This is a genomic window from Streptomyces sp. NPDC059256, assembly GCF_042753785.1.
Classification (GTDB): Bacteria; Actinomycetota; Actinomycetes; order Streptomycetales; family Streptomycetaceae; genus Streptomyces.
This window is the reverse complement of the sequence record NZ_JBHYZO010000002.1, coordinates 194498-213413: the sequence shown is the minus strand read 5'-3', so window position 1 is coordinate 213413 and position 18916 is coordinate 194498. Positions and strand designations below refer to the sequence as shown.

The 18916-nt window shown below is 68.3% G+C and carries 14 protein-coding genes, 1 tRNA gene and 1 pseudogene; 9 read left to right on the top strand and 7 right to left on the bottom strand.

Going from position 1 to position 18916, the window contains the following annotated elements; translation table 11 throughout:
* Positions 1–206 precede the first annotated feature (206 nt).
* Positions 207–1919 carry a GAF domain-containing protein gene (locus ACFXJL_RS05550; protein WP_358877040.1) on the top strand — a complete coding sequence of 571 codons (1713 nt, stop codon included), beginning with the start codon at positions 207–209 and terminating at the stop codon, positions 1917–1919.
* Between the two features lie 216 nt (positions 1920–2135).
* Positions 2136–3245, top strand: coding sequence for a peptidoglycan DD-metalloendopeptidase family protein (locus ACFXJL_RS05545; protein ID WP_384689476.1), 1110 nt, complete (start codon positions 2136–2138; stop codon positions 3243–3245).
* A gap of 50 nt (positions 3246–3295) precedes the next feature.
* On the opposite strand, the gene ACFXJL_RS05540 is transcribed toward ACFXJL_RS05545, so the two are convergent.
* Complete coding sequence (locus tag ACFXJL_RS05540) at positions 3296–4159, bottom strand: Cof-type HAD-IIB family hydrolase (protein WP_358877042.1); 864 nt, start codon at positions 4157–4159, stop codon at positions 3296–3298.
* A gap of 257 nt (positions 4160–4416) precedes the next feature.
* On the opposite strand from ACFXJL_RS05540, the gene ACFXJL_RS05535 reads away from it, so the two are divergent.
* The gene (locus tag ACFXJL_RS05535; protein WP_384689473.1) at positions 4417–5391 is read left to right on the top strand and encodes an LLM class flavin-dependent oxidoreductase; all 975 of its coding nucleotides are present in this window, start codon (positions 4417–4419) and stop codon (positions 5389–5391) included.
* Positions 5392–5444: 53 nt separating this feature from the next.
* Here the strand turns inward: ACFXJL_RS05535 and ACFXJL_RS05530 are convergent.
* From ACFXJL_RS05530 to ACFXJL_RS05520, 3 genes and pseudogenes are all read right to left on the bottom strand, one after another.
* Positions 5445–6025, bottom strand: a pseudogene (locus tag ACFXJL_RS05530) (RNA 2'-phosphotransferase).
* A 128-nt stretch (positions 6026–6153) separates the two neighbouring features.
* Positions 6154–7137, bottom strand: coding sequence for a MerR family transcriptional regulator (locus ACFXJL_RS05525; RefSeq protein ID WP_384689470.1), 984 nt, complete (start codon positions 7135–7137; stop codon positions 6154–6156).
* 234 nt (positions 7138–7371) lie between these two features.
* A complete protein-coding gene (locus ACFXJL_RS05520) occupies positions 7372–9234 on the bottom strand; it encodes an SDR family oxidoreductase (protein WP_384689467.1) in 1863 nt (620 codons plus the stop codon).
* A 583-nt stretch (positions 9235–9817) separates the two neighbouring features.
* Between ACFXJL_RS05520 and ACFXJL_RS05515 the strand changes: the two genes are divergently transcribed.
* The 6 genes from ACFXJL_RS05515 to ACFXJL_RS05490 all read left to right on the top strand — a co-directional run bounded on the left by ACFXJL_RS05515 (position 9818) and on the right by ACFXJL_RS05490 (position 14767).
* A complete protein-coding gene (locus ACFXJL_RS05515; RefSeq protein WP_384634369.1) occupies positions 9818–10780 on the top strand; it encodes an ABC transporter ATP-binding protein in 963 nt (320 codons plus the stop codon).
* Positions 10777–11676, top strand: coding sequence for an ABC transporter permease subunit (locus ACFXJL_RS05510; protein WP_358881412.1), 900 nt, complete (start codon positions 10777–10779; stop codon positions 11674–11676). Before ACFXJL_RS05515 ends, ACFXJL_RS05510 begins: the two co-directional genes overlap by 4 nt.
* Positions 11673–12584 carry an ABC transporter ATP-binding protein gene (locus tag ACFXJL_RS05505; RefSeq protein WP_358881411.1) on the top strand — a complete coding sequence of 304 codons (912 nt, stop codon included), beginning with the start codon at positions 11673–11675 and terminating at the stop codon, positions 12582–12584. The genes ACFXJL_RS05510 and ACFXJL_RS05505 overlap by 4 nt, the downstream gene beginning before the upstream one ends.
* Before the next feature lie 16 nt (positions 12585–12600).
* Entirely contained in the window at positions 12601–13320 is a 720-nt protein-coding gene (locus ACFXJL_RS05500) for an ABC transporter permease subunit (protein ID WP_358881410.1), read from the top strand.
* A 439-nt stretch (positions 13321–13759) separates the two neighbouring features.
* The gene (locus tag ACFXJL_RS05495; RefSeq protein ID WP_384634151.1) at positions 13760–14395 is read left to right on the top strand and encodes an NADPH-dependent F420 reductase; all 636 of its coding nucleotides are present in this window, start codon (positions 13760–13762) and stop codon (positions 14393–14395) included.
* Positions 14396–14683: 288 nt separating this feature from the next.
* Positions 14684–14767, top strand: a tRNA-Ser gene (locus tag ACFXJL_RS05490).
* A gap of 101 nt (positions 14768–14868) precedes the next feature.
* Here ACFXJL_RS05490 and ACFXJL_RS05485 read toward each other — a convergent pair.
* The 3 genes from ACFXJL_RS05485 to pheA form a co-directional block, all read right to left on the bottom strand.
* The gene (locus ACFXJL_RS05485) at positions 14869–15684 is read right to left on the bottom strand and encodes an HAD family hydrolase (protein WP_384689463.1); all 816 of its coding nucleotides are present in this window, start codon (positions 15682–15684) and stop codon (positions 14869–14871) included.
* Entirely contained in the window at positions 15681–16958 is a 1278-nt protein-coding gene (gene serS, locus ACFXJL_RS05480) for a serine--tRNA ligase (RefSeq protein ID WP_384689460.1), read from the bottom strand. The genes ACFXJL_RS05485 and serS overlap by 4 nt, the downstream gene beginning before the upstream one ends.
* A 936-nt stretch (positions 16959–17894) precedes the next feature.
* The gene (pheA, locus tag ACFXJL_RS05475) at positions 17895–18830 is read right to left on the bottom strand and encodes a prephenate dehydratase (RefSeq protein ID WP_358881408.1); all 936 of its coding nucleotides are present in this window, start codon (positions 18828–18830) and stop codon (positions 17895–17897) included.
* Positions 18831–18916: the final 86 nt, after the last annotated feature.

Here is an 18916-nt window from a genome sequence, read left to right as displayed (position 1 = left end):
AGGGCCGTGCTCTGGCGGCGGGCCGGGCGGACTCTCTGAGATGGCGTTGGGGTGATGGACGGAAAGGGGGCCAGCGCCAGGCGCATCCCCGTACCGTCACCACGGGGACGCTGCGCACGATGTGCCGCGACGATCGGAGGCGCTGGAGGCCATCTCCTAGCACAGCCGACTTTCCTCATGAATGAGGTATTACTAGTCTCAAAGGCATGAATGTGGATCCGGACGACTCCCACGACCCGCTCGAAGCCGCCACCCAGGCGACGCGAAGCCTCCAGGGTCTTTCCACGGAGTTGACCGCCCGCGTCCCCCAGCTGTTGGAAGCCATGCGTTCCGTGGGGACCGGTCTGGAACTCCACTCCACACTCGACCGGATCTGCGAGACCGCCGCGGAACTCGCGGATGCCCGTTACGCCGCCATCGGAGTCGTCGACGAGGAGGGCAAGGGCCTCTCCGACTTCGTCACCTACGGGGTGAGCGACAAGGTGGCCGACCGCATCGGCCACCGCCCGGACGGCCACCGGGGACTCCTCGGAGCGCTCATCCACGACCCGGCACCCGTCAAGCTCGCCGATCTGACCTCCGACCCGCGGTTCGCCGGTTTCCCTGCCGGACATCCCCCGATGCGGACCTTCCTGGGGGTGCCGATTCGGGTGCAGGGCGAGATCTTCGGCAATCTCTATCTGACGGAGAAGAACGGCGGCGGCGATTTCAACGACTACGACCTCCACATGGTGCGGGTGCTCGCGACCGAAGCCGGGATCGCCATCGGCAACGCCCGGCTCTACGAGGCGGCCCGTCAGCGCGAGCGATGGATCGACGGCTCGGTCGCTGTGACCACCGCGCTGCTCTCGGGCGGTGACGCAGATGACGCACTCACCGTCGTGGCCGAACAGGCGCGCCGACTCGCGGACGCGGCGGCCGGGATCGTGATGCTGCCCGCCGCGGACGGCGGGCTGGAGATCGTCGCCGTCTCCTCAGCCCAACCGGTGACCTCGCTCGGTGCCGTCGCCCCTCCGGAGAGCCCCGTCGTCGCCAAACTCCTGGCCGGCGAAGCGGTCTTCATGACGGACGCCGCCACCGACCCCCGAGTGATCACCAGGCTCGCCGCCCGGTACGGACCGAGCATGATGCTGCCGTTGCAGAGCGGAGGCCGGGTGCTCGGCGCTCTGGCCACCCCCCGGGCTCGTGGCGCCCGCCAGTTCAGCGAGGCCGAGCGGACCTTGGCCACTCAGTTCGCCGCACAGGCCGCGCTGGCCTTGATCATGGCGGAGGCGCAGCGGGACCGAGAGCGCCTCGCCGTCTATGAAGACCGTGACCGTATCGCCCGTGACCTGCACGATCTGGTGATCCAGCGGTTGTTCGCCACGGGGATGATGTTGGAGGGTGCACAGCGTCGCTCGCTGGTACCCGCGGTTCAGGACGGAGTCGGCAAGGCCGTCGATGAACTCGACGTCACCATCCAGGAGATCCGCACCGCCATCTTCGCCCTCCAGCAAGGCCCCGCCGAGGCTCCCTCCGGGCTGCGAACCCGGGTACTGCGGGAGATCAACATGGCGGCGGTCCCCCTTGGATTCAAGCCGGGGCACCGGTTCCACGGGCCCGTGGACACCGTCGTCAGCGAACTCACCGGCAAGAACCTGATCGCAGCGCTGCGCGAGGCGCTGTCCAACGCCTTCCGCCATGCGCAGGCGTCCCGCATCGACGTCGTCGTCGACGCCACCGTGAAACTGCCCGATGGAACGGACGGGGTACGGCTCACCGTCGCCGACGACGGGGTGGGCATTCCGGACGGCGGTCGGCGCAGCGGTCTGCGCAATCTGGCCCGGCGGGCCGAGTCCCTGGGCGGATCCAGCGTCTGTGAGCCGGGCATCGGGGAGGACGGACAGGGGACGACCGTGCGCTGGGAAGCACCCCTCTGAGGTATCCGCTCTGTACGACGCGGCAGTTGTGACGTCCACCGGTGACCCTCAGGCAGGCAGGCAGGTGGGTAGGTAGGTAGGCAAGCAGGTGGGCAGCTAGGTGGGCCGTTGCCCGCGCGCGAGGGGCGTCCGACGGCCGGTGGGTTCTGGTCCAGGTGGCCGTACGACACACGGACGGTCCCCGGATTCGCCTCCGCTCCGGGTGACGATCCCGGTATGAGCTGGAAACGCTTGAGGTTCCCGGGTCGGTCATCGCTCGGTCCGGTGGCGGTGGGCGCGCTGCTGCTCGCGGTGGTGCCCTCGGTCGCCAGCGCCTCCGAAGGGCCGGAGATCCCCGCCGGCGCCGAGGTGGTACGGCTCTACCAGGCGGCGGCCCGGGCCACCACCGCCTATGAACGGGGGCGGCGCGCGGCGCATGCACAAGAGGCGACGGCAACTGCCCTCCAGTCCCGCCTCGGCCACCAGAGGCAGGAGCTCACCGCCCTTCAGGACGCCATGGGAGCGGTCGCCAGCGCTCAATACCGTACGGGCGGTCCATTGGCCCAACTGTCGCGGCTGCTCATGGCCCGGGACCCCGAGGAACTCCTACGCGCCCGCCGCTACGCCCGGCAGGCCGAGGAGCACGTGGGACGGTTGATCGGGCAGGCCCGACGGGTCGAACGGCGACTCTCCGCCGACGAACGGGAGGCGCGGGCTGCTTGGCGCGATCTGGAACGTCGTAGGGCGGAGCTGGCCGTGGCGAAGCGGCACATCGAGGCGACGTTGGAGAAGGCGCAGCGGACGCTCCAGGAGGAGGCGGACCGCAGCGCCCTGGCCGGTTCCTGTCCGGGCGCGGTACGACTCGACCAGCGCGACACCGTGCCCCCGAAGGGTACGAAGGAGTCTTGGGTGACGCCCGTCGAGCACTATGAACTGTCCGCGGGTTTCGCCAGTTCAGGGGAGCGGTGGGCGAGCCGGCACACCGGTCAGGACTTCGCCGTGGGCATCGGTGAGCCGGTCCGCTCGGTCGGTGCGGGACGGGTGGTGTCGATCTCCTGTGGTGGCTCGTTCGGCATCGAGATCGTCGTACGGCACGCTGACGGCTACTACACCCAGTACGCGCATCTCGCGTCGGTCACCGTCGAGGGCGGGGAACGGGTCGCTGCGGGGCAGTGGATCGGTCTGGCGGGCACGACCGGGAACTCGACCGGTCCTCACCTCCACTTCGAATCGAGGCTCACGCCCCATCTGGGGTCGGGCGTCGACCCCGTCGCATGGCTGCGCGAACGCGGGGTGAAGGTGGCGGCCCCGAAGGCCAGTACCGGTGCGGCCGGTGAGAGCAGCTGATCCGGTGCGGCCAGTGAGAGCGGCTGATCCGGGTGCTTGCCGGACGAGGGCTACTGCCTTGCGTGGAGATCGCGCAGGATCTGCTCGATGACGATGGCCACACCGTCCTCGTTGTTCGCGGCGGTCCGCCCGGAGGCGGCTGCGATCACATCGGGGTGGGCGTTGCCCATGGCGTAGGAGGTCCCCGCCCAGGTCAGCATGTCCACGTCGTTGGGCATGTCACCGAAGGCGACGACTTCGTCGGCGGAGATGCCGCGCTGGGCGCAGCACAGGGCCAGTGTGCTGGCCTTGCTCACGCCGGGGCCACTGACCTCCAGCAGTGACGAGGGGCTGGAGCGGGTCAGGGAAGCCATTTCGCCAGCGACCGTACGAGCCAGGGTGAGGAAGGCGTCCGGCTCCAGTTCACGATGGCGGACGAGCAGTTTGATCACTGCGCTGGCGGGGTCCGAGACGTCCTCGGAGAGCAGTTCCTCGGCGCTGCCGACCGTGGTTCCGGGGTCGTAGAAGTACGGGGGCGGATAGTCCGGTTCATGGTGGAAGCCGGTGGTCGTTTCGATGGCGAAGGTCACCCCGGGGGCGGCGGCGCGGAGTGCGTTGACGACGGCGAGGGCAGTGGGCCGCTCCAGCGGGCGGACGTCGAGCAGCTTGCCGCCGGCGCGGAGATCGACCACGGCCGCCCCATTGGCGCAGATGGCCAGGCCGTGACCGTGGACGTGTTCGCTGACGGCATCCATCCAGCGAGCGGGGCGGCCGGTGACGAAGAAGACTTCGATCCCGGCCTCTTCCGCATCGGCGAGGGCGGCGATCGTGCGCTCCGAGACGGACTTGTCGTCCCGCAACAAGGTGCCGTCGAGATCGGTGGCGATCAACCGGACGGCTGCGGGCAGCTGACGGGTATCGGTAGCTGAAGTCACCGTTCCATTCTCCCGTACGACTCGCACGGGCGTGCGGAAGGGCGCACATTTGAGGGATTGACCGGGGGGTCAAGGTGGTAAACGGGTGGTCAGGTGAGTGAAGAGGGGCGCATGAGGGGCGCGTGACACCCTTCCGGCGCCTCTATGGCGGCGGGAAGCCGCGAGAAGGCGACTGAATACGACGCATCGATCCAGGGCTCCCCGGGCCGCTCCGAGGTGGGGTACCCCCCTTCGGAGCTTCCCCGTACGCTCAAGGCATGCGTCTGAGCACCGTGATTCTCCCGATCCGTCCCTGGCACGACGGTGGCCGTGACGAATGGCTGTGGGCCGAGCAGCTCGGTTTCCACACCGCGTACACCTATGACCATCTGTCGTGGCGCACCTTCCGTGACGGCCCCTGGTACGGCGCGCTGCCGACGCTCACCGTGGCTGCCGCCGCCACCTCCCGGATGCGCCTGGGCACCCTGGTCACCTCGCCGAACTTCCGCCACCCCGTGACCCTCGCCAAGGAACTGATGTCCCTGGACGACATCTCCGACGGTCGTTTCACCTTGGGCATCGGAGCAGGTGGCAAGGGCTTCGACGCCACGGCGCTGGGCCAGGAGGCATGGACCCCCAAGCAGCGGGCTGATCGGTTCGACGAGTTCCTTCCGCTGCTGCACCGGCTGCTGACCGAGGAGTCGCTGAGCGAGGAGGGGGCCTTCTACTCGGCGGTGGAGGCCCGCAACGTTCCGGGCTGCGTGCAGCGCCCGCGACTGCCGTTCGCGGTAGCCGCGACCGGGCCGCGGGGGATGCGGCTCGCGGCCCGGTACGGCCAGGCATGGGTGACGACGGGGGACCCGGCCATCTTCGAGACGGGGACACCCGAGGACTCGCGTGTCGCATTGAAGGGGCAGCTCGATCGATTGGGCAAGGCATGTGCCCAGATCGGACGGGACGCGGCGGAATTGGAGAAGGTCCTGCTCACGGGCTTCACACCGGACCGGGGGGCACCCCTGGAGTCGGTCGATGCATTCGTGGACTTCGCAGGGGCCCACGGTGAGCTGGGGTTCACCGAGATCGTGATCCACGCCCCGATCCCGGACTCGGACTTCGCGTCGGACCGCGGAGTCTTCGAGCGGATCGCCACGGAGGCCCTGCCTCAGCTGGGGATTCCCAGCCAGTGCGATGACTCCCCCGCTCGATCCGGTGGGCGGACGGGGCAAGACCGATCGGCACCGCTCGGCTCCTGAGGGCAGCGAGGGTGGAGAGCGCCGGAGGGTGAGCGGGCAGACACGGGTAGTCGCTAGCGGCCAGGGAACCGTAGGTACTCCGGTGGGACCGTGTCGGTGAGCCACACCCCGTTGGCGCTGACGAAGAAGACATGGCCTGCCCGGTGCATGGCCCCGCAGTCCACGGAGAGCACCACCGGCCGCCCCCTTCTGGCGCCGACACGGGTGGCGGTCTCCCGGTCGGGCGACAGATGGACATGGTGGCGGTTCATGGGGCGTAGCCCCTCCCCTCGAATCGCTGCCAGATGAGCGGCGACGGTGCCGTGGTAGAGGTACGCCGGGGGTTCGGCCGGCGGCAGCCCCAGGTCCACCTCGACGGTGTGACCCTGGTTGGCGCGGATACGGGGGCCGTCGACGGTGAAGCGGCGCTATGGTCCAACTCGGATCGGGTCAGCGGGAAACCGTGCTCCGCCGCCGCCCGCATCAGCACGTCGATCGCCACCCAGCCCCCGGCGTCGAGCGTGATGCCGATGCGTTCGGGACTGTGGCGCAGATGCCGGGAAAGGTACTTCGATACTTTTACCGTACGGCGGTCGTCAGGGGTCTTCGGAAGGGCTTTCGCTCTGGCCCGCGGGGGTTCTGAAGCTCTGTCCATGAGCCCAGCGTGCCTCTCCTCTCCTGGCCATCGCCACGGAAATTCTTCCCGTACCAAGGTTTGATCCACAGTCAACTTGATTTATCCACAGGTCAATTGAAAACTCTGTGGATAACTCCCCCTGTGTATCAGTCGCTTTGGCCAAAATCCCTAGCTGGATGCCCCCTTGGTGCCAGAGCATCCAAGGTCCTTGTGGAAAGCTCCCGTTCTGTCGCGGCGGTGATGAATTCCGACGTCGCCTCCTCGCCGACAAGCCTCTGCACGGCCTGAATTGTGCGCGCGGGAAGGGCGACGGGACGGGTCTCCTGACTCATGGGGAGGGCAGCGTCCGAGGTCAGATGATGCCGAAGGTGGCGGGCGGACAAAGTGCGCATGGCACGGGCCAGTTCGGCATCAACGGTCTGCTGGGCCAGAGGACGCAACCGCCGTACCAGTTCGGCGGCCTCGACCGCATCTGCATCCGTGGGTGGACGCCCGCCCAGATAGCGGGCGAAGACATGCTCGGTGGTGAACTCAAGGAAGCGCTCGGCCATGCTCTCCACCTGAATGCGAAGTTCCCTCAGATGCCCGGATATTGCCGCCATGGGGACTCCGGCAGAGTGCAACTCCACCGCGACCGATAGTTCCTGGGGGCTCGGCACCACGAACTCCCCTTCCCTGTCCGGTACGAGCTCCAGCACTCCCAACGCGACGGCCTCCGCGATCGTGGTGGTGTCCGCCGCGCCACCGAACCTCTCGACGAGTTCCTCTCGGGTGATGCGCCCGGCTTCCTCGTCCGACCAAGGCCCCTGCACTTCGGCGACGAGCCCCAACAGACCGCCAAGCCCCCGTCCGGCGTCCCACGCTTCGAGCAGTTCCTTGATCGACGCGAGGGTGTAGCCGCGCTCCAGCAGATCCGCGATCTGACTCAACCGGGTGAGGTGCGCAGAGCCGTAGACATTGGACCGCCCGCGCCGCTCGGGCTTCGGCAACAGCCCGCGGTCCTGATAGGCGCGGATCGTCCTCACCGTGGCACCGCTGTGGTGGGCCAGGTCCTCGATCCGGTACTCGGCTTTCTGCGGGGCGCGTTGGTCCACTCGGCTCGGTGGCTGCGCCGACCGTGATGGTTCCATCGAGAGGCTCCTTCCTTCGCTGGTGTTCGGATGCCGACGTAGGGCAGGCCGTTCTCCGTCCCACCCGAGCACTGGGGCAGCCGTTCGGCGATCGTCGACCTGCCGGGCTGATCACTGGCCGATCCCGGTGTTCGTACGATGCGCCGCAGGGCCACCGGACGAGACAAGGTGGGAGGGGGCCAGTACGGGCCCGGGCCGGTGGTCTCACGAGCGCCCCCGCGCGAGCGATCTTGGTCAGAGCGGCGGATCCAGCCGCGCGAAGCGGCGCACCACACGGGGTGCCACCCGCGACAACAGCAGTCCGCTCCGGGCCTCCGGTGTCACCGGCACCACGGCCTCATTGCGCAGCGTCGCCCGCAGTACGGCATCGGCCACCTTCTCCGGTGGGTAGTTCCGCAGCCCGTACAGTCGGTGCGACTTCTGGCGGCGGCGGCTCTCCTCGGCCTCGTCCACCCCGACGAAACGAGCGGTCGACGTGATGTTCGTGTGCACGAAGCCCGGGCAGATCGCCGAGACTCCGATGCCCTGCGCCGACAGTTCCGCCCTGAGGCACTCGCTCAGCATCAGCACCGCGGCCTTGGACGTGCTGTAGGCGGGGAGCGTTCTCGAAGGCAGATAGGCCGCTGCGGAAGCGATGTTGACGATATGGCCGCCCTGGTCCCGGTCCGCCATCTGCCGGCCGAAGAGCCGACATCCATGGATGACGCCCCAGAGGTTGACGTCCAACACGTCCTTCCACTCCTCGGCGGTGGTCTGAAGGAAAGGTCCGGACATGCCGATGCCCGCATTGTTGACCAGGACGTCCACCACGCCATGGTCGCCGGCCACCTTCTCGGCGAGCTTCTCCATGGCATCCGCATCGCTCACGTCCACCACCTCGCTCCAGGCGTCGGAAGCACCGACCAGCCGTGCTTCCTCCGCCGTGGCCAGCGCGCCACGTTCATCCCGGTCCACTGCCACGACCCGCGCTCCGGCCCGCGCGAACGCAAGCGCCGTGGCCCGTCCGATGCCGCTGGCGGCGCCGGTCACCAGGACCAACTGGCCACCGAACCGTTCGGCGTACGGACTTCGGGAGCCGGTCTTCGACCGCGACCCCCCGATGGCCGTGCCAGCCCTCTCAGCCTTCTCAGCCTTCTCAGCCTTCTCAGTCGGCCCAGTCGGCCCAGTCGGGACAGTGTTGTCGGCCGCCTTCTCATGGGTCAGTGCGAAATCGGCGACCCATGCGGCCACTTGATCGGGTCGGGTGCGCGGAACCCAGTGTTTTGCCGGCAGGGTCCGCCTGGTCAACTGCGGCACCCACTGGGCGATGTCGTCATAGAGCCGCTCGGAGAGAAATCGGTCGTGGAGCGGAGTGATCAGCTGGACGGGCACATGTGCGTGGGCGTCGGTGCGTGGACGCCTTCCGCGCGCACGGACGTTGTCCCGGTAGAGCCAGGTGCCGTGCGCCGCATCGGTGGGCAGCGACGCAGCCGGATAGTTCTCGTCGGACAGCCGCTCGGCCCGCCGGACCAGCGAGGGCCACCGCTTGCCCAGTGGCCCCCGCCAGGCGAGTTCGGGGAGAGCGGGGGTGTGCAGGAGATAGACGTACCAGGACCGGGCGCTCTGATCGACGAGTTGACCGATCCGCCCGGGCGTGGGCCTGGTGAGCCGCCGCTTGTACCAGAGCGCCAAGTGGTCCAGGGACGGCCCGGAGATCGAAGTGAAGGACGCGATGCGCCCCTCGGTCCGGCGTACGGTCGCGAACTCCCAGGACTGCACCGACCCCCAGTCGTGCCCGACCAGGTGTACCGGCCGGTCAGGGCTGACGGCGTCGGCCACGGCGAGGAAGTCGTCCGTCAGCTTCTCCAGGGTGAAGCCGCCACGCAGCGGCTTGGGCGCCGAGGAGGCCCCGTGGCCCCGGACGTCGTACAACACCACGTGGAAGCGGTCCGCCAGCCGCTGGGCGACGGGGCCCCACATCTCCTTGGTGTCCGGGTAGCCGTGGACGAGCACCACCGTCGGACGCTCGGGGTCGCCCAACTCGACCACGCACAGGTCGATCCCTCCGGTGCGGACCCGGCGCTCCCGTGCTTCTTCGAGACTCACGTCTGCTCCCATTCCTGCACTTCGGTGTCCGTCCGTCCCTGTCCCTCCGGCGGAGGGACGACCATGCGCTGAAGTACCAGGCGGGTCCCTCTTCCCCGGGGACGGCGACGGGGATGACGGAACCTCCTGCCTGGTCTGACCGTTCACAGCATCAGCAAGCATCAGCAAGCATCAGCAAGCATCAGCAAGCATCAGCAAGCATCAGCAAGCATCGACGCCGCGCTCACCCATCGATCGCGGTACGCAGCCGTAACGTGACACTGATGAATGTGACAATGCTCGAAGGCTGCGTCAAGGGCCCCGTTCCTGCCTGTGGATAACCCTGGTCGCCTCCCGTAGCCCGTAGCCCGTAGCCCGTAGCCCGTAGCCCGTAGCCCGTAGCCCGGAGCCCGCAGAGTCCACAGAGCCAGACGAAGGTCCGGAGCAGGTCCAGAAGGTCGACGTCGAGCCGGCTGGTTGTCCTCTTTCGTAGGGACCCCTTACGGGCCCGTCACCCTGGAGTCGGACATCGATCCAGCCGCCAGGGTTGACGCTCGATGTGCGGCGCGCCACTACCGTCGAACTCGTGACTGTGATCGCGACCGAAAGCCTGAGCATGCGGTTCCCCAGGGTGACCGCTCTTGACCGGCTCTCTTTGGACATCGGACCGGGTGTGACCGGTTTGGTGGGTTCCAACGGAGCTGGCAAGTCCACATTGATCAAGATCCTGCTGGGTCTGTCGCCCGCCACGGAAGGCCGGGCCTCGGTGCTCGGGCTCGACGTCGCCACCAGCGGTGGCGCCATCCGCGAGCAGGTGGGCTACATGCCCGAGCACGACTGCCTGCCGCCCGATGTGTCGGCCACCGAGTTCGTCGTCCACATGGCGCGCATATCCGGGCTGCCGCCCGCCGCGGCCCGGGAGCGGACCGCGGACACCCTGCGACACGTGGGCCTCTACGAGGAGCGGTACCGCCCCATCGGCGGCTACTCCACGGGCATGAAGCAGCGGGTCAAACTGGCTCAGGCCCTGGTCCACGACCCCAAACTGGTCTTCCTGGACGAGCCGACCAACGGCCTCGACCCGGTCGGCCGGGACGAGATGCTCGGCCTGATCCGCCGCATCTACGCCGACTTCGGCATTTCGGTCCTGGTCACCTCACATCTGCTCGGCGAACTTGAGCGGACCTGCGACCACGTGGTCGTCATCGACGGTGGCACCCTGCTGCGGTCCAGCTCCACCAGCGACTTCACCCAGAGCACGGCCACCCTCGCGGTCGAGGTCACCGACACGGACGAGTACCCCGACGGCACCACCGCCCTGCGGAAACGGCTCACCGACGCAGGACTCACCCTCCACCAGGGGGTCGAGGACGGGCTCCCCGGAGCCGGACACATCCTGCTCGTCGAGTCGACCGGTGAGGAGACGTACGACATCGTGCGCGACACCGTCGCGGACCTCGGGCTCGGACTCGTCCGCATGGAACAGCGGCGCCACCACATCGCCGAGGTCTTCCGTCCGAGCGGTGAGCAGACCGCCACGAACGGCACCGGGCAGGCCATGGAGGTGCAAGCCGGATGAACACTCAGAAGACACAGGCCCCCGCGGCCACGCGCATCCACAACATCGGCTACCGGAACTACGAAGGGCAGCGCCTCGGCCGCGACTACGGCCGCCGTTCGCTGTACGCGCAGTCCCTGCGCGGTGCCTACGGACTCGGCCGTTCGGCCAAGTCCAAGGTGCTGCCGATGATCCTCTTCGGTGTGATGGTGCTGCCCGCGGCGATCATCGTTGCGGTCGCCGTCGCGACCAACGCCGGCAAGCTCCCCGTGGACTACACCGACTACGCGATCATGACCCAGCCCATCATCGGGCTCTACCTCGCCTCGCAGGCACCGCAGTCCGTCTCCCGCGACCTGCGGTTCAAGACGATGTCGCTGTACCTCTCGCGCCCCATCGAACGTTCCGACTACGTGCTCGCCAAGTACGCGGCGATGGCCTCGGCGCTGTTCATCCTCACCGCCGCTCCCCTGGTGGTCCTCTACCTGGGTTCCCTGCTCGCCAAGATGGACTTCTCCGACCAGTCGAAGGGGTTCGGCCAGGGCATGGTCTCCATCGCGATCCTCTCCGTGCTCTTCGGCGGGATCGGTCTGGTGCTCGCCGCACTCACCCCGCGCCGCGGCTTCGGCGTCGCCGCCGTCATCGCCACGCTCACCATCAGCTACGGCGCCGTGTCCACCGTGCAGGAGATCGCCCGCGCCTCCGACTCGGAGGGCGTCATCCAGTGGTTCGGACTGTTCTCGCCCGCCTCGCTCATCGACGGCCTCCAGACGGCGTTCCTCGGCGCCACCTCCACCTTCCCCGGCGGGGCCGGTCCCGGCGCCGGCGTGGGCGTGGTCTATCTGCTGGTCATCTCCGCGCTCATCGTCGGTTCGTACGCCGTGCTGATGCGCCGCTACCGGAAGGTCGGGCTGTGACCACCATCAACATCGAGCACACCTCGCGGTGGTTCGGAAACGTCGTGGCCGTCAATGACGTCACGATGACCATCGGCCCTGGTGTCACCGGTCTCCTCGGCCCCAACGGCGCCGGCAAGTCCACCTTGATCAATATGATGGGCGGCTTCCTCGCCCCCTCGACCGGGCAGGTCACGCTCGACGGCCAGCCGATCTGGCGCAACGAGTCGGTCTACCGGCAGATCGGAGTCGTGCCCGAGCGGGAGGCCATGTACGACTTCCTCACCGGCCGGGAATTCGTCGTCGCCAACGCCGAGTTGCACGGACTCGACGACCGGGCGGCCCAGCAGGCCCTCGCCACCGTGGAGATGGAGTACGCGCAGGACCGCAAGATCGCCACGTACAGCAAGGGCATGAGGCAGCGGGTCAAGATGGCGTCCGCGCTGGTCCACGACCCTGCCGTGCTGCTGTTGGACGAGCCCTTCAACGGTATGGACCCCCGTCAGCGGATGCAGCTGATGGATCTGCTGCGCCACATGGGGGCCACGGGACGGACGGTGCTGTTCTCCTCGCACATCCTGGAGGAGGTCGAGCAACTCGCCTCGCACATCGAGGTGATCGTCGCCGGTCGCCACGCCGCGTCCGGCGACTTCCGCAAGATCCGTCGACTGATGACGGATCGCCCCCACCGCTATCTCGTGCGCTCAAGCGACGACCGTGCGCTCGCCGCCGCACTGATCGCCGACCCCTCCACGGCCGGAATCGAGGTGGACCTCGCCGAAGGCGCCCTGCGCATCCAGGCCGTCGACTTCGGCCGGTTCACCCAACTCCTGCCGCAGGTGGCCCGTGAGCACTCCATCCGGCTGCTCACCGTCTCACCGTCGGACGAATCCCTTGAATCGGTCTTCTCGTACCTCGTAGCGGCCTGAAAGGAGCTGTGACGTCATGTACAACCCCACAGTCGCCCGGCTCACCTATCGGGCCGTCCTCGGCAGGCGCCGGGCCGCGATCCTCTTCATCCTGCCCGCACTCCTGCTGTTCATCGCCACCGCCGTCCGCATGTTCAACGGCGTGGACGACCAGATTGCCGCGGACCTCCTGGGCGGGTTCGCACTCGCCGCGATGGTGCCGCTGATCGGTGTCATCGCGGGAACCGGATCGATCGGCCCCGAGATCGACGACGGATCGATCGTCTACCTCCTCGCCAAGCCGGTGAAGCGTTCGACGATCATCTTCACCAAGTTGATCGTGGCGATAGCCGTGACGATGGCCTTCTCCGCCATACCGACCCTGATCGCCGGCTTCATCCTCAACGGGAACGGCCAGCAGGTCGCCATCGCCTACACCGTGGCGGCACTGGTCGCCTCCATCGCCTACAGCGCGCTGTTCCTGCTGCTCGGCACGGTGAGCAGGCACGCGGTCGTCATCGGACTGATCTACGCCCTGGTGTGGGAGGCCCTGTTCGGCAGCCTGGTGCCCGGGGCGCGCACCCTGAGCGTGCAGCAGTGGGCGCTGTCGCTCGCCGAGCGGATCGCGGGCGATGGGCTGATCGGCTCGGACGTCGGACTGCCGCTGGCGGCCTCGCTGCTGGCCGGGGTCACGGTGGTGGCCACCTGGTACGCGGGTCAGAAGCTTCGGGTGTTGAAGCTCGCCGGCGAGGAGTGAGCGCCGGCCGCGGCGGTGACCGCGGCACTTTCGACACTGGATCGGCCCCCGTTCGGTAGACCCGATGAACGGGGGCTGACCCATGTCCGGGAGCGGCGGGCGTGCGGGGGTGAATCCCGACGGGGCGGCCGTCGACACCGTGGCCGGACCGAAGGGACGTTCGTCGAGGCGGCGTTGGCCCGGTAGCCCGTCGTTCGAGATGCATGTCAGGGGCACCCAACTCCCCGACGCCCCACCAGGATGGGGGAGATCATCGCTGCTCAGCAAGGTGGACGACGGTCAAAGCGCCGGCCCACCCCTGGTCCGTCGGACTGCCCGGCCCACGTTCCGGGCAGTCAGCAGGCGATCTGTATGGACCCACAGCCCTAGAACCTTTCGCCCGGCAGCCTGGTCCTCCCGCCCGATCCGACACCTCGCCTCCGCCCCTAGCGTCATCCGCATGACCAGAATCGGATTCCTCGGTACCGGCAATGTCGCTCGGGCCGTAGCCGCTGGGGCAGCGGCTGCGGGCCATGACGTCGTGCTCGGCTCACGCGATCCCCGCACCAAACCGCCCGGCTCCCTACCCGTGGTGTCGCTCGCCGACGCCGTCGATCACGGTGAGGTGGTCGTCAACGCGACCCCGGGCACCGAGTCCATCGCCCTGCTCACACCCTTCGCACCGCAGCTCGCTGGCAAGGTCCTGCTCGACATCGCCGTGGGGCTCACGGAGAGTTGGGAGCTCGCCCACCCCAACTCCAGCATCGGTGAACAGATCCAGGAGGCGTTCCCCGACGTCAGGGTCGTCAAGACCCTCTGCACCATGGACTCGACGGTCATGATCGCGCCTGAGAAGCTCGCCGGACCCAGCACGGTCTTCCTCTCCGGCCAGGACGCGGATGCGAAGGCGCAGGTCTCCGAGCTGCTCAAAGACCTCGGCTGGCCGGCTGCCACCCAGCTGGACCTGGGGGGCATCGAGAGCTCCCGAGGGCAGGAGCACCTGGCGCTTCTCTTTATGTCCGTCGCCACGGCGCTCGACTCGCACACGTTCAACTTCACCGTCGTACCCGGCCGGGGAGCCCCCTCGACGGGCTGACGCCATGCCTCCGCAGGCCCGGCGCAGGGAAAGAAAACTCGGTGGCGCCGAACCGCGGGCGAGGGCAGAGTAGTTGCATCGGACGTACACACGTACGACCGATGTCACCTACCGGGAGAGGAGCGCGACGATGTCGGGGTACATCAGTCCGAGTCCGTCGAGCTCCCCACAGGGCAGCGACGCGGGGCAGGCAGCGGAGTAGCCGTCAAGGCTCCGCGGAGCCGCTCGCGAGCAACTGCCCAGGGGGCGGTCGCTTCGAGCGCGCGAGAGCGCGGACCGCCCCCTCCCGGAGGATTGGCCGAGTGGTAAGGCACCGGCTTGCTAAGCCGTGGTCGGGGAATCCCCGCGCGCGTTCGATTCGCGCATCCTCCGCAGAATCCCGAATCCAGAATCCAGAATCCCGACCCACGGCTCTCCGCGTGCATGCCCGCACGATCACCGGAGGGTCGGCCCGAGTGGCTTATCGGCGGCGGTCAGCCGACGAGCAGCTTCTCCAGCGTCTCCGCGATGCCGTCGTCCTCGTTGGAGGTCGTGACGTCGTCGGCGACGGCCTTGAGGGTGTCGTGTGCGTTCGCCATGGCCACCCCGTGGGCTGCCCAACCGAACATGGGGATGTCGTTGGGCATGTCACCGAAGGCGATGGTGTCAGCGGCGCGCAGCCCCAGCCGACGGGCGGCGATGGACAGACCGCTCGCCTTGGAGAGCCCGAGCGGAAGGATCTCCACTATCCCGGGCCCCGCCATGACCACGTTCACCAGACCGCCGATCGTCTCCGTCGCGATCGCGGCCAGCGCATCGTCGTCCAGCTCGGGATGCTGAATGTAGATCTTGTTCAGAGGTGCGGTCCACAGCTCGGCGACCGAGCCGAGGGGGATCACCGGAAGCGGCCCCTCCTGCACGGCGTAGCCGGCGCTGACCAGCACTTCCCCGGCCAGCCCATCCCGACTCGCGGCCAGTGCCAAGGGCCCGATCGCTCCTTCGAGCTTCGCCAGGGCGATCTCGGCGATCCGCCGGTCCAGGGTGAGGGAGGTCAGCAACCGGTGCTCTCCCGCGTGGTAGAGCTGGGCGCCCTGACCACAGACGGCCAGCCCCTCGTACCCCAGATCGTCCAGGATGTGCCGGGTCCAGGGCACGGAACGCCCGGTGACGACGATGTGCGCGGCGCCCGCCGCGGTGGCCGCGGCGAGCGCATCCCGAGTCCGTCCCGATATGGTCTCGTCGCCGCGCAGCAGCGTGCCGTCGAGATCGGTGGCGATCAGGCGGTACGGGAAGGGGGCGGCGGGGCTCACTTGGTGATCGGCTCCAGGATCTCCCGGCCACCGAGGTACGGCCGCAGCACGGGCGGCACTCGGACCGAACCGTCGGCCAGCTGGTGGTTCTCCAGGATGGCCACGATCGTGCGCGGTACGGCGCACAGGGTGCCGTTCAGCGTCGACAGGGGCTGCACCTTCTTGCCGTCGCGCATCCGGATGGAGAGCCGGCGGGCCTGGAAGCTGTCGCAGTTCGATGCGGAGGTCAGCTCGCGGTACTTGCCCTGCGTGGGGATCCACGCCTCGCAGTCGTACTTGCGGGCGGCGGAGGCGCCCAGATCGCCCGTGGCCACGTCGATCACTCGGAAGGGAAGCTCAAGAGCGGTCAGCCACTGCTTCTCCCACTCCAACAGCCGCTGGTGCTCGGCCGCGGCCTCGTCGGGCGTGACGTAGGAGAACATCTCGACCTTGTCGAACTGGTGCACCCGGAAGATGCCGCGGGTGTCCTTGCCGTACGTCCCGGCCTCTCGGCGGTAGCAGGGCGAGAAGCCCGCGTACCGCAGGGGGAGCTTGTCGGCCTCCAGGATCTCGTCCATGTGGTACGCGGCCAGCGGCACCTCGGACGTGCCCACCAGGTAGTAGTCGTCCTTCTCCAGGTGGTAGACGTTCTCCGCGGCCTGGCCCAGGAAGCCGGTGCCCTCCATGGCCCGCGGGCGGACCAGGGTGGGGGTCAGCATCGGGATGAATCCGGCCTCGGTGGCCTGGGCGATCGAGGCGTTGACCAGGGCCAGCTCCAGCAGTGCGCCGACGCCGGTCAGGTAGTAGAAGCGCGAGCCGGAGACCTTGGCGCCGCGCTCGACGTCGATGGCGCCCAGCGCCTCGCCGAGCTCCAGGTGGTCTTTTGCCTCGAAGCCCTCGGCAGCGAAGTCGCGGACGGTGCCGTGGGTCTCCAGGACGACGAAGTCCTCCTCGCCGCCCACGGGCACGCCCTCGTGGACGATGTTGCCGAGCTGGAGGAGGAGGCGACGGGCCTCCTCGTCCGCCTCGCCCTGTACGGCGTCCGCCGCTTTGACGTCGGCCTTCAGCTGTTCGGCCCGCTTCAGCAGCTCTGCCCGCTCTTCGGGGGTCGCCTTGGGGATGAGCTTGCCGAGGGACTTCTGCTCGGAGCGCAGCTCGTCGAAGCGGACCCCGGAGGACCTGCGTCGCTCATCGGCGGAGAGCAGGGCGTCGACGAGGGCGACGTCCTCTCCACGGGCGCGCTGGGAGGCGCGAACACGGTCGGGGTCCTCACGGAGCAGGCGAAGGTCAATCACCCCACCAGGCTACCGGTGCGACGTCGCTGCTCGGCCACTGGATTACGGCACCGACTGACCTTTTGTCGCTATTGGGGACTTTTTGGGGTAATTGCTACCTTTAGTATAGAAAAATAGGCAAGGCGTCACACAAGCGCGTCCCATTCGCTGGAACGAGCTACCCGGCCCGGGCTGGCATTGACTCATATCCCCTCTGTGGTGTGCGACTTGACGTTCGGTTGTCCACAGGTATGTGCACTTCCGGAAAGTTATCCACAGGCTGTGCGTGATTTCTGTGGATGGTCGTGCAGTTCTTTCCCCGGCGGCCGTCGAAGCCTTGGGAGTCGCCCCTCAAACCCGCCTCATGCGCGCATTTAGGGGTTAATTGCCCCCCATTTAGAGTTGATCAATGGAATCAAGGTGACGCGTGGGCGATGTGGTGCACGCGGTATCCCCTGGGGTTGGGGCGGCAACGGTGGAGCGATCGGACCGATTTATCGACTGAGCAGGAGTGAGTTGTCGACTTGTCCCCAGGTCGAGAACGATGCCTGTGGATAACCCTGTGGATGATGAAAATCGGCAGGTAGGACTGTCCTCGACGGCGGGTTCCGAGCCGGTCCTGTGCCGGTCCTGTGCCGGTCCGGGCCGGTTTCGGCCCGGAGCTGAGCGCGCCCTGAGCCGTTGTTGAGCCGGTTCTGACTCTGCCCCTGCCGCCCTTGCCGATACCAGCCGAGCCCCCATCCACGCGAGTGGCGCGGGAACTGATCCCGAGCCACCGCCCACCCTCGGCCCCGCCCCCGTACCCCACCCCCGTACGCCGGCGCGGCGGAACCACCCCGTCGCCGGTCGCAGACAGGCAACACCGACGGCAACAACGACGGCAACACCGACGGCAACTATCGTCGGAACACCCATGGAGGAGATCGGAGAACCGATGGAGGAGAAGGGGGAGGTCGGTCAGGACCGTCCGTCCTGACAGCGGGCCAGCCAGTCCGACGCCGCCGTGAAGTCGCCGTCAGAGGTCCCGGCCCTGGGCTCCTGCACCTGAGCGGGCGAGACCCCCGCCCGTGGGTACGAGCCGAGGAACCGCACGTTCGGACAGATGCGCTTGAGACCCATCAGTGCCTCGCCCACCCTCCGGTCGGAGATATGGCCCTCGGCGTCCACCGCGAAGCAGTAGTTCCCGATGCCCGCGCCCGTCGGCCTGGACTGGATCAACATCAGGTTGACCCCGCGCACGGCGAATTCCTGGAGCAGTTCCAGCAGTGCACCCGGGCGGTCGTCGCCCAACCAGATGACCACGGACGTCTTGTCCGCACCCGTCGGCGCGGCCGGCCTGGCGGGGCGTCCCACCAGCACGAAGCGCGTCTCGGCGTTCTCCGCGTCATGGATGTCCGTCACCAGCGGTTCAAGGCCATAGGTCTTAGCGGCGAACTCACCGGCGAACGCGGCGTCGAACCGTCCCTCCTGCACCAGCCGGGCGCCGTCCGCGTTCGACGCGGCGGACTCCCAGACCGCGTCCGGCAGATGCGCACGCAGCCACTGGCGCACCTGGGGCTGGGCGACCGGATGCCCGGTCACCGTCTTGATCGCGGACAGTTCGGTGCCCGGACGCACCAGCAGCGCGAAGGCGATCGGCAGCAGCACCTCGCGATAGATCATCAGCGGCTCGCCCGAAGCCAGTTCGTCGAGGGTGGCGGTGACACCGCCCTCCACGGAGTTCTCGATGGGTACGAGGGCGGCGGCGGCCTCCCCGTTGCGCACCGCGTCGAGCGCGGCGGGCACGGACACCATCGGGACGAGCTCGCGGGTGGCTGCCTCGGGCAGCGTGCGCAGTGCGGCCTCGGTGAAGGTGCCCTCGGGACCCAGGTAGGTGTAGCGCGTGGCTGACATACACGTCACCCTAATGCGCCGGGCCGGTGGCGCGGGCCGACCGAGGCGGGGCGCACACCCCGCCCGTACCGTCCCCGCCGGGATCG

Bases quoted from the DNA above. Each gene is read 5' to 3' on its own strand.
- ACFXJL_RS05550 (WP_358877040.1), top strand. From the start codon at position 207: ATGAATGTGGATCCGGACGACTCCCACGACCCGCTCGAAGCCGCCACC.
- ACFXJL_RS05545 (WP_384689476.1), top strand. From the start codon at position 2,136: ATGAGCTGGAAACGCTTGAGGTTCCCGGGTCGGTCATCGCTCGGTCCG.
- ACFXJL_RS05535 (WP_384689473.1), top strand. From the start codon at position 4,417: ATGCGTCTGAGCACCGTGATTCTCCCGATCCGTCCCTGGCACGACGGT.
- ACFXJL_RS05525 (WP_384689470.1), bottom strand. From the start codon at position 7,137: ATGGAACCATCACGGTCGGCGCAGCCACCGAGCCGAGTGGACCAACGC.
- ACFXJL_RS05520 (WP_384689467.1), bottom strand. From the start codon at position 9,234: ATGGGAGCAGACGTGAGTCTCGAAGAAGCACGGGAGCGCCGGGTCCGC.
- ACFXJL_RS05515 (WP_384634369.1), top strand. From the start codon at position 9,818: ATGCGGTTCCCCAGGGTGACCGCTCTTGACCGGCTCTCTTTGGACATC.
- ACFXJL_RS05510 (WP_358881412.1), top strand. From the start codon at position 10,777: ATGAACACTCAGAAGACACAGGCCCCCGCGGCCACGCGCATCCACAAC.
- ACFXJL_RS05500 (WP_358881410.1), top strand. From the start codon at position 12,601: ATGTACAACCCCACAGTCGCCCGGCTCACCTATCGGGCCGTCCTCGGC.
- ACFXJL_RS05495 (WP_384634151.1), top strand. From the start codon at position 13,760: ATGACCAGAATCGGATTCCTCGGTACCGGCAATGTCGCTCGGGCCGTA.
- pheA (WP_358881408.1), bottom strand. From the start codon at position 18,830: ATGTCAGCCACGCGCTACACCTACCTGGGTCCCGAGGGCACCTTCACC.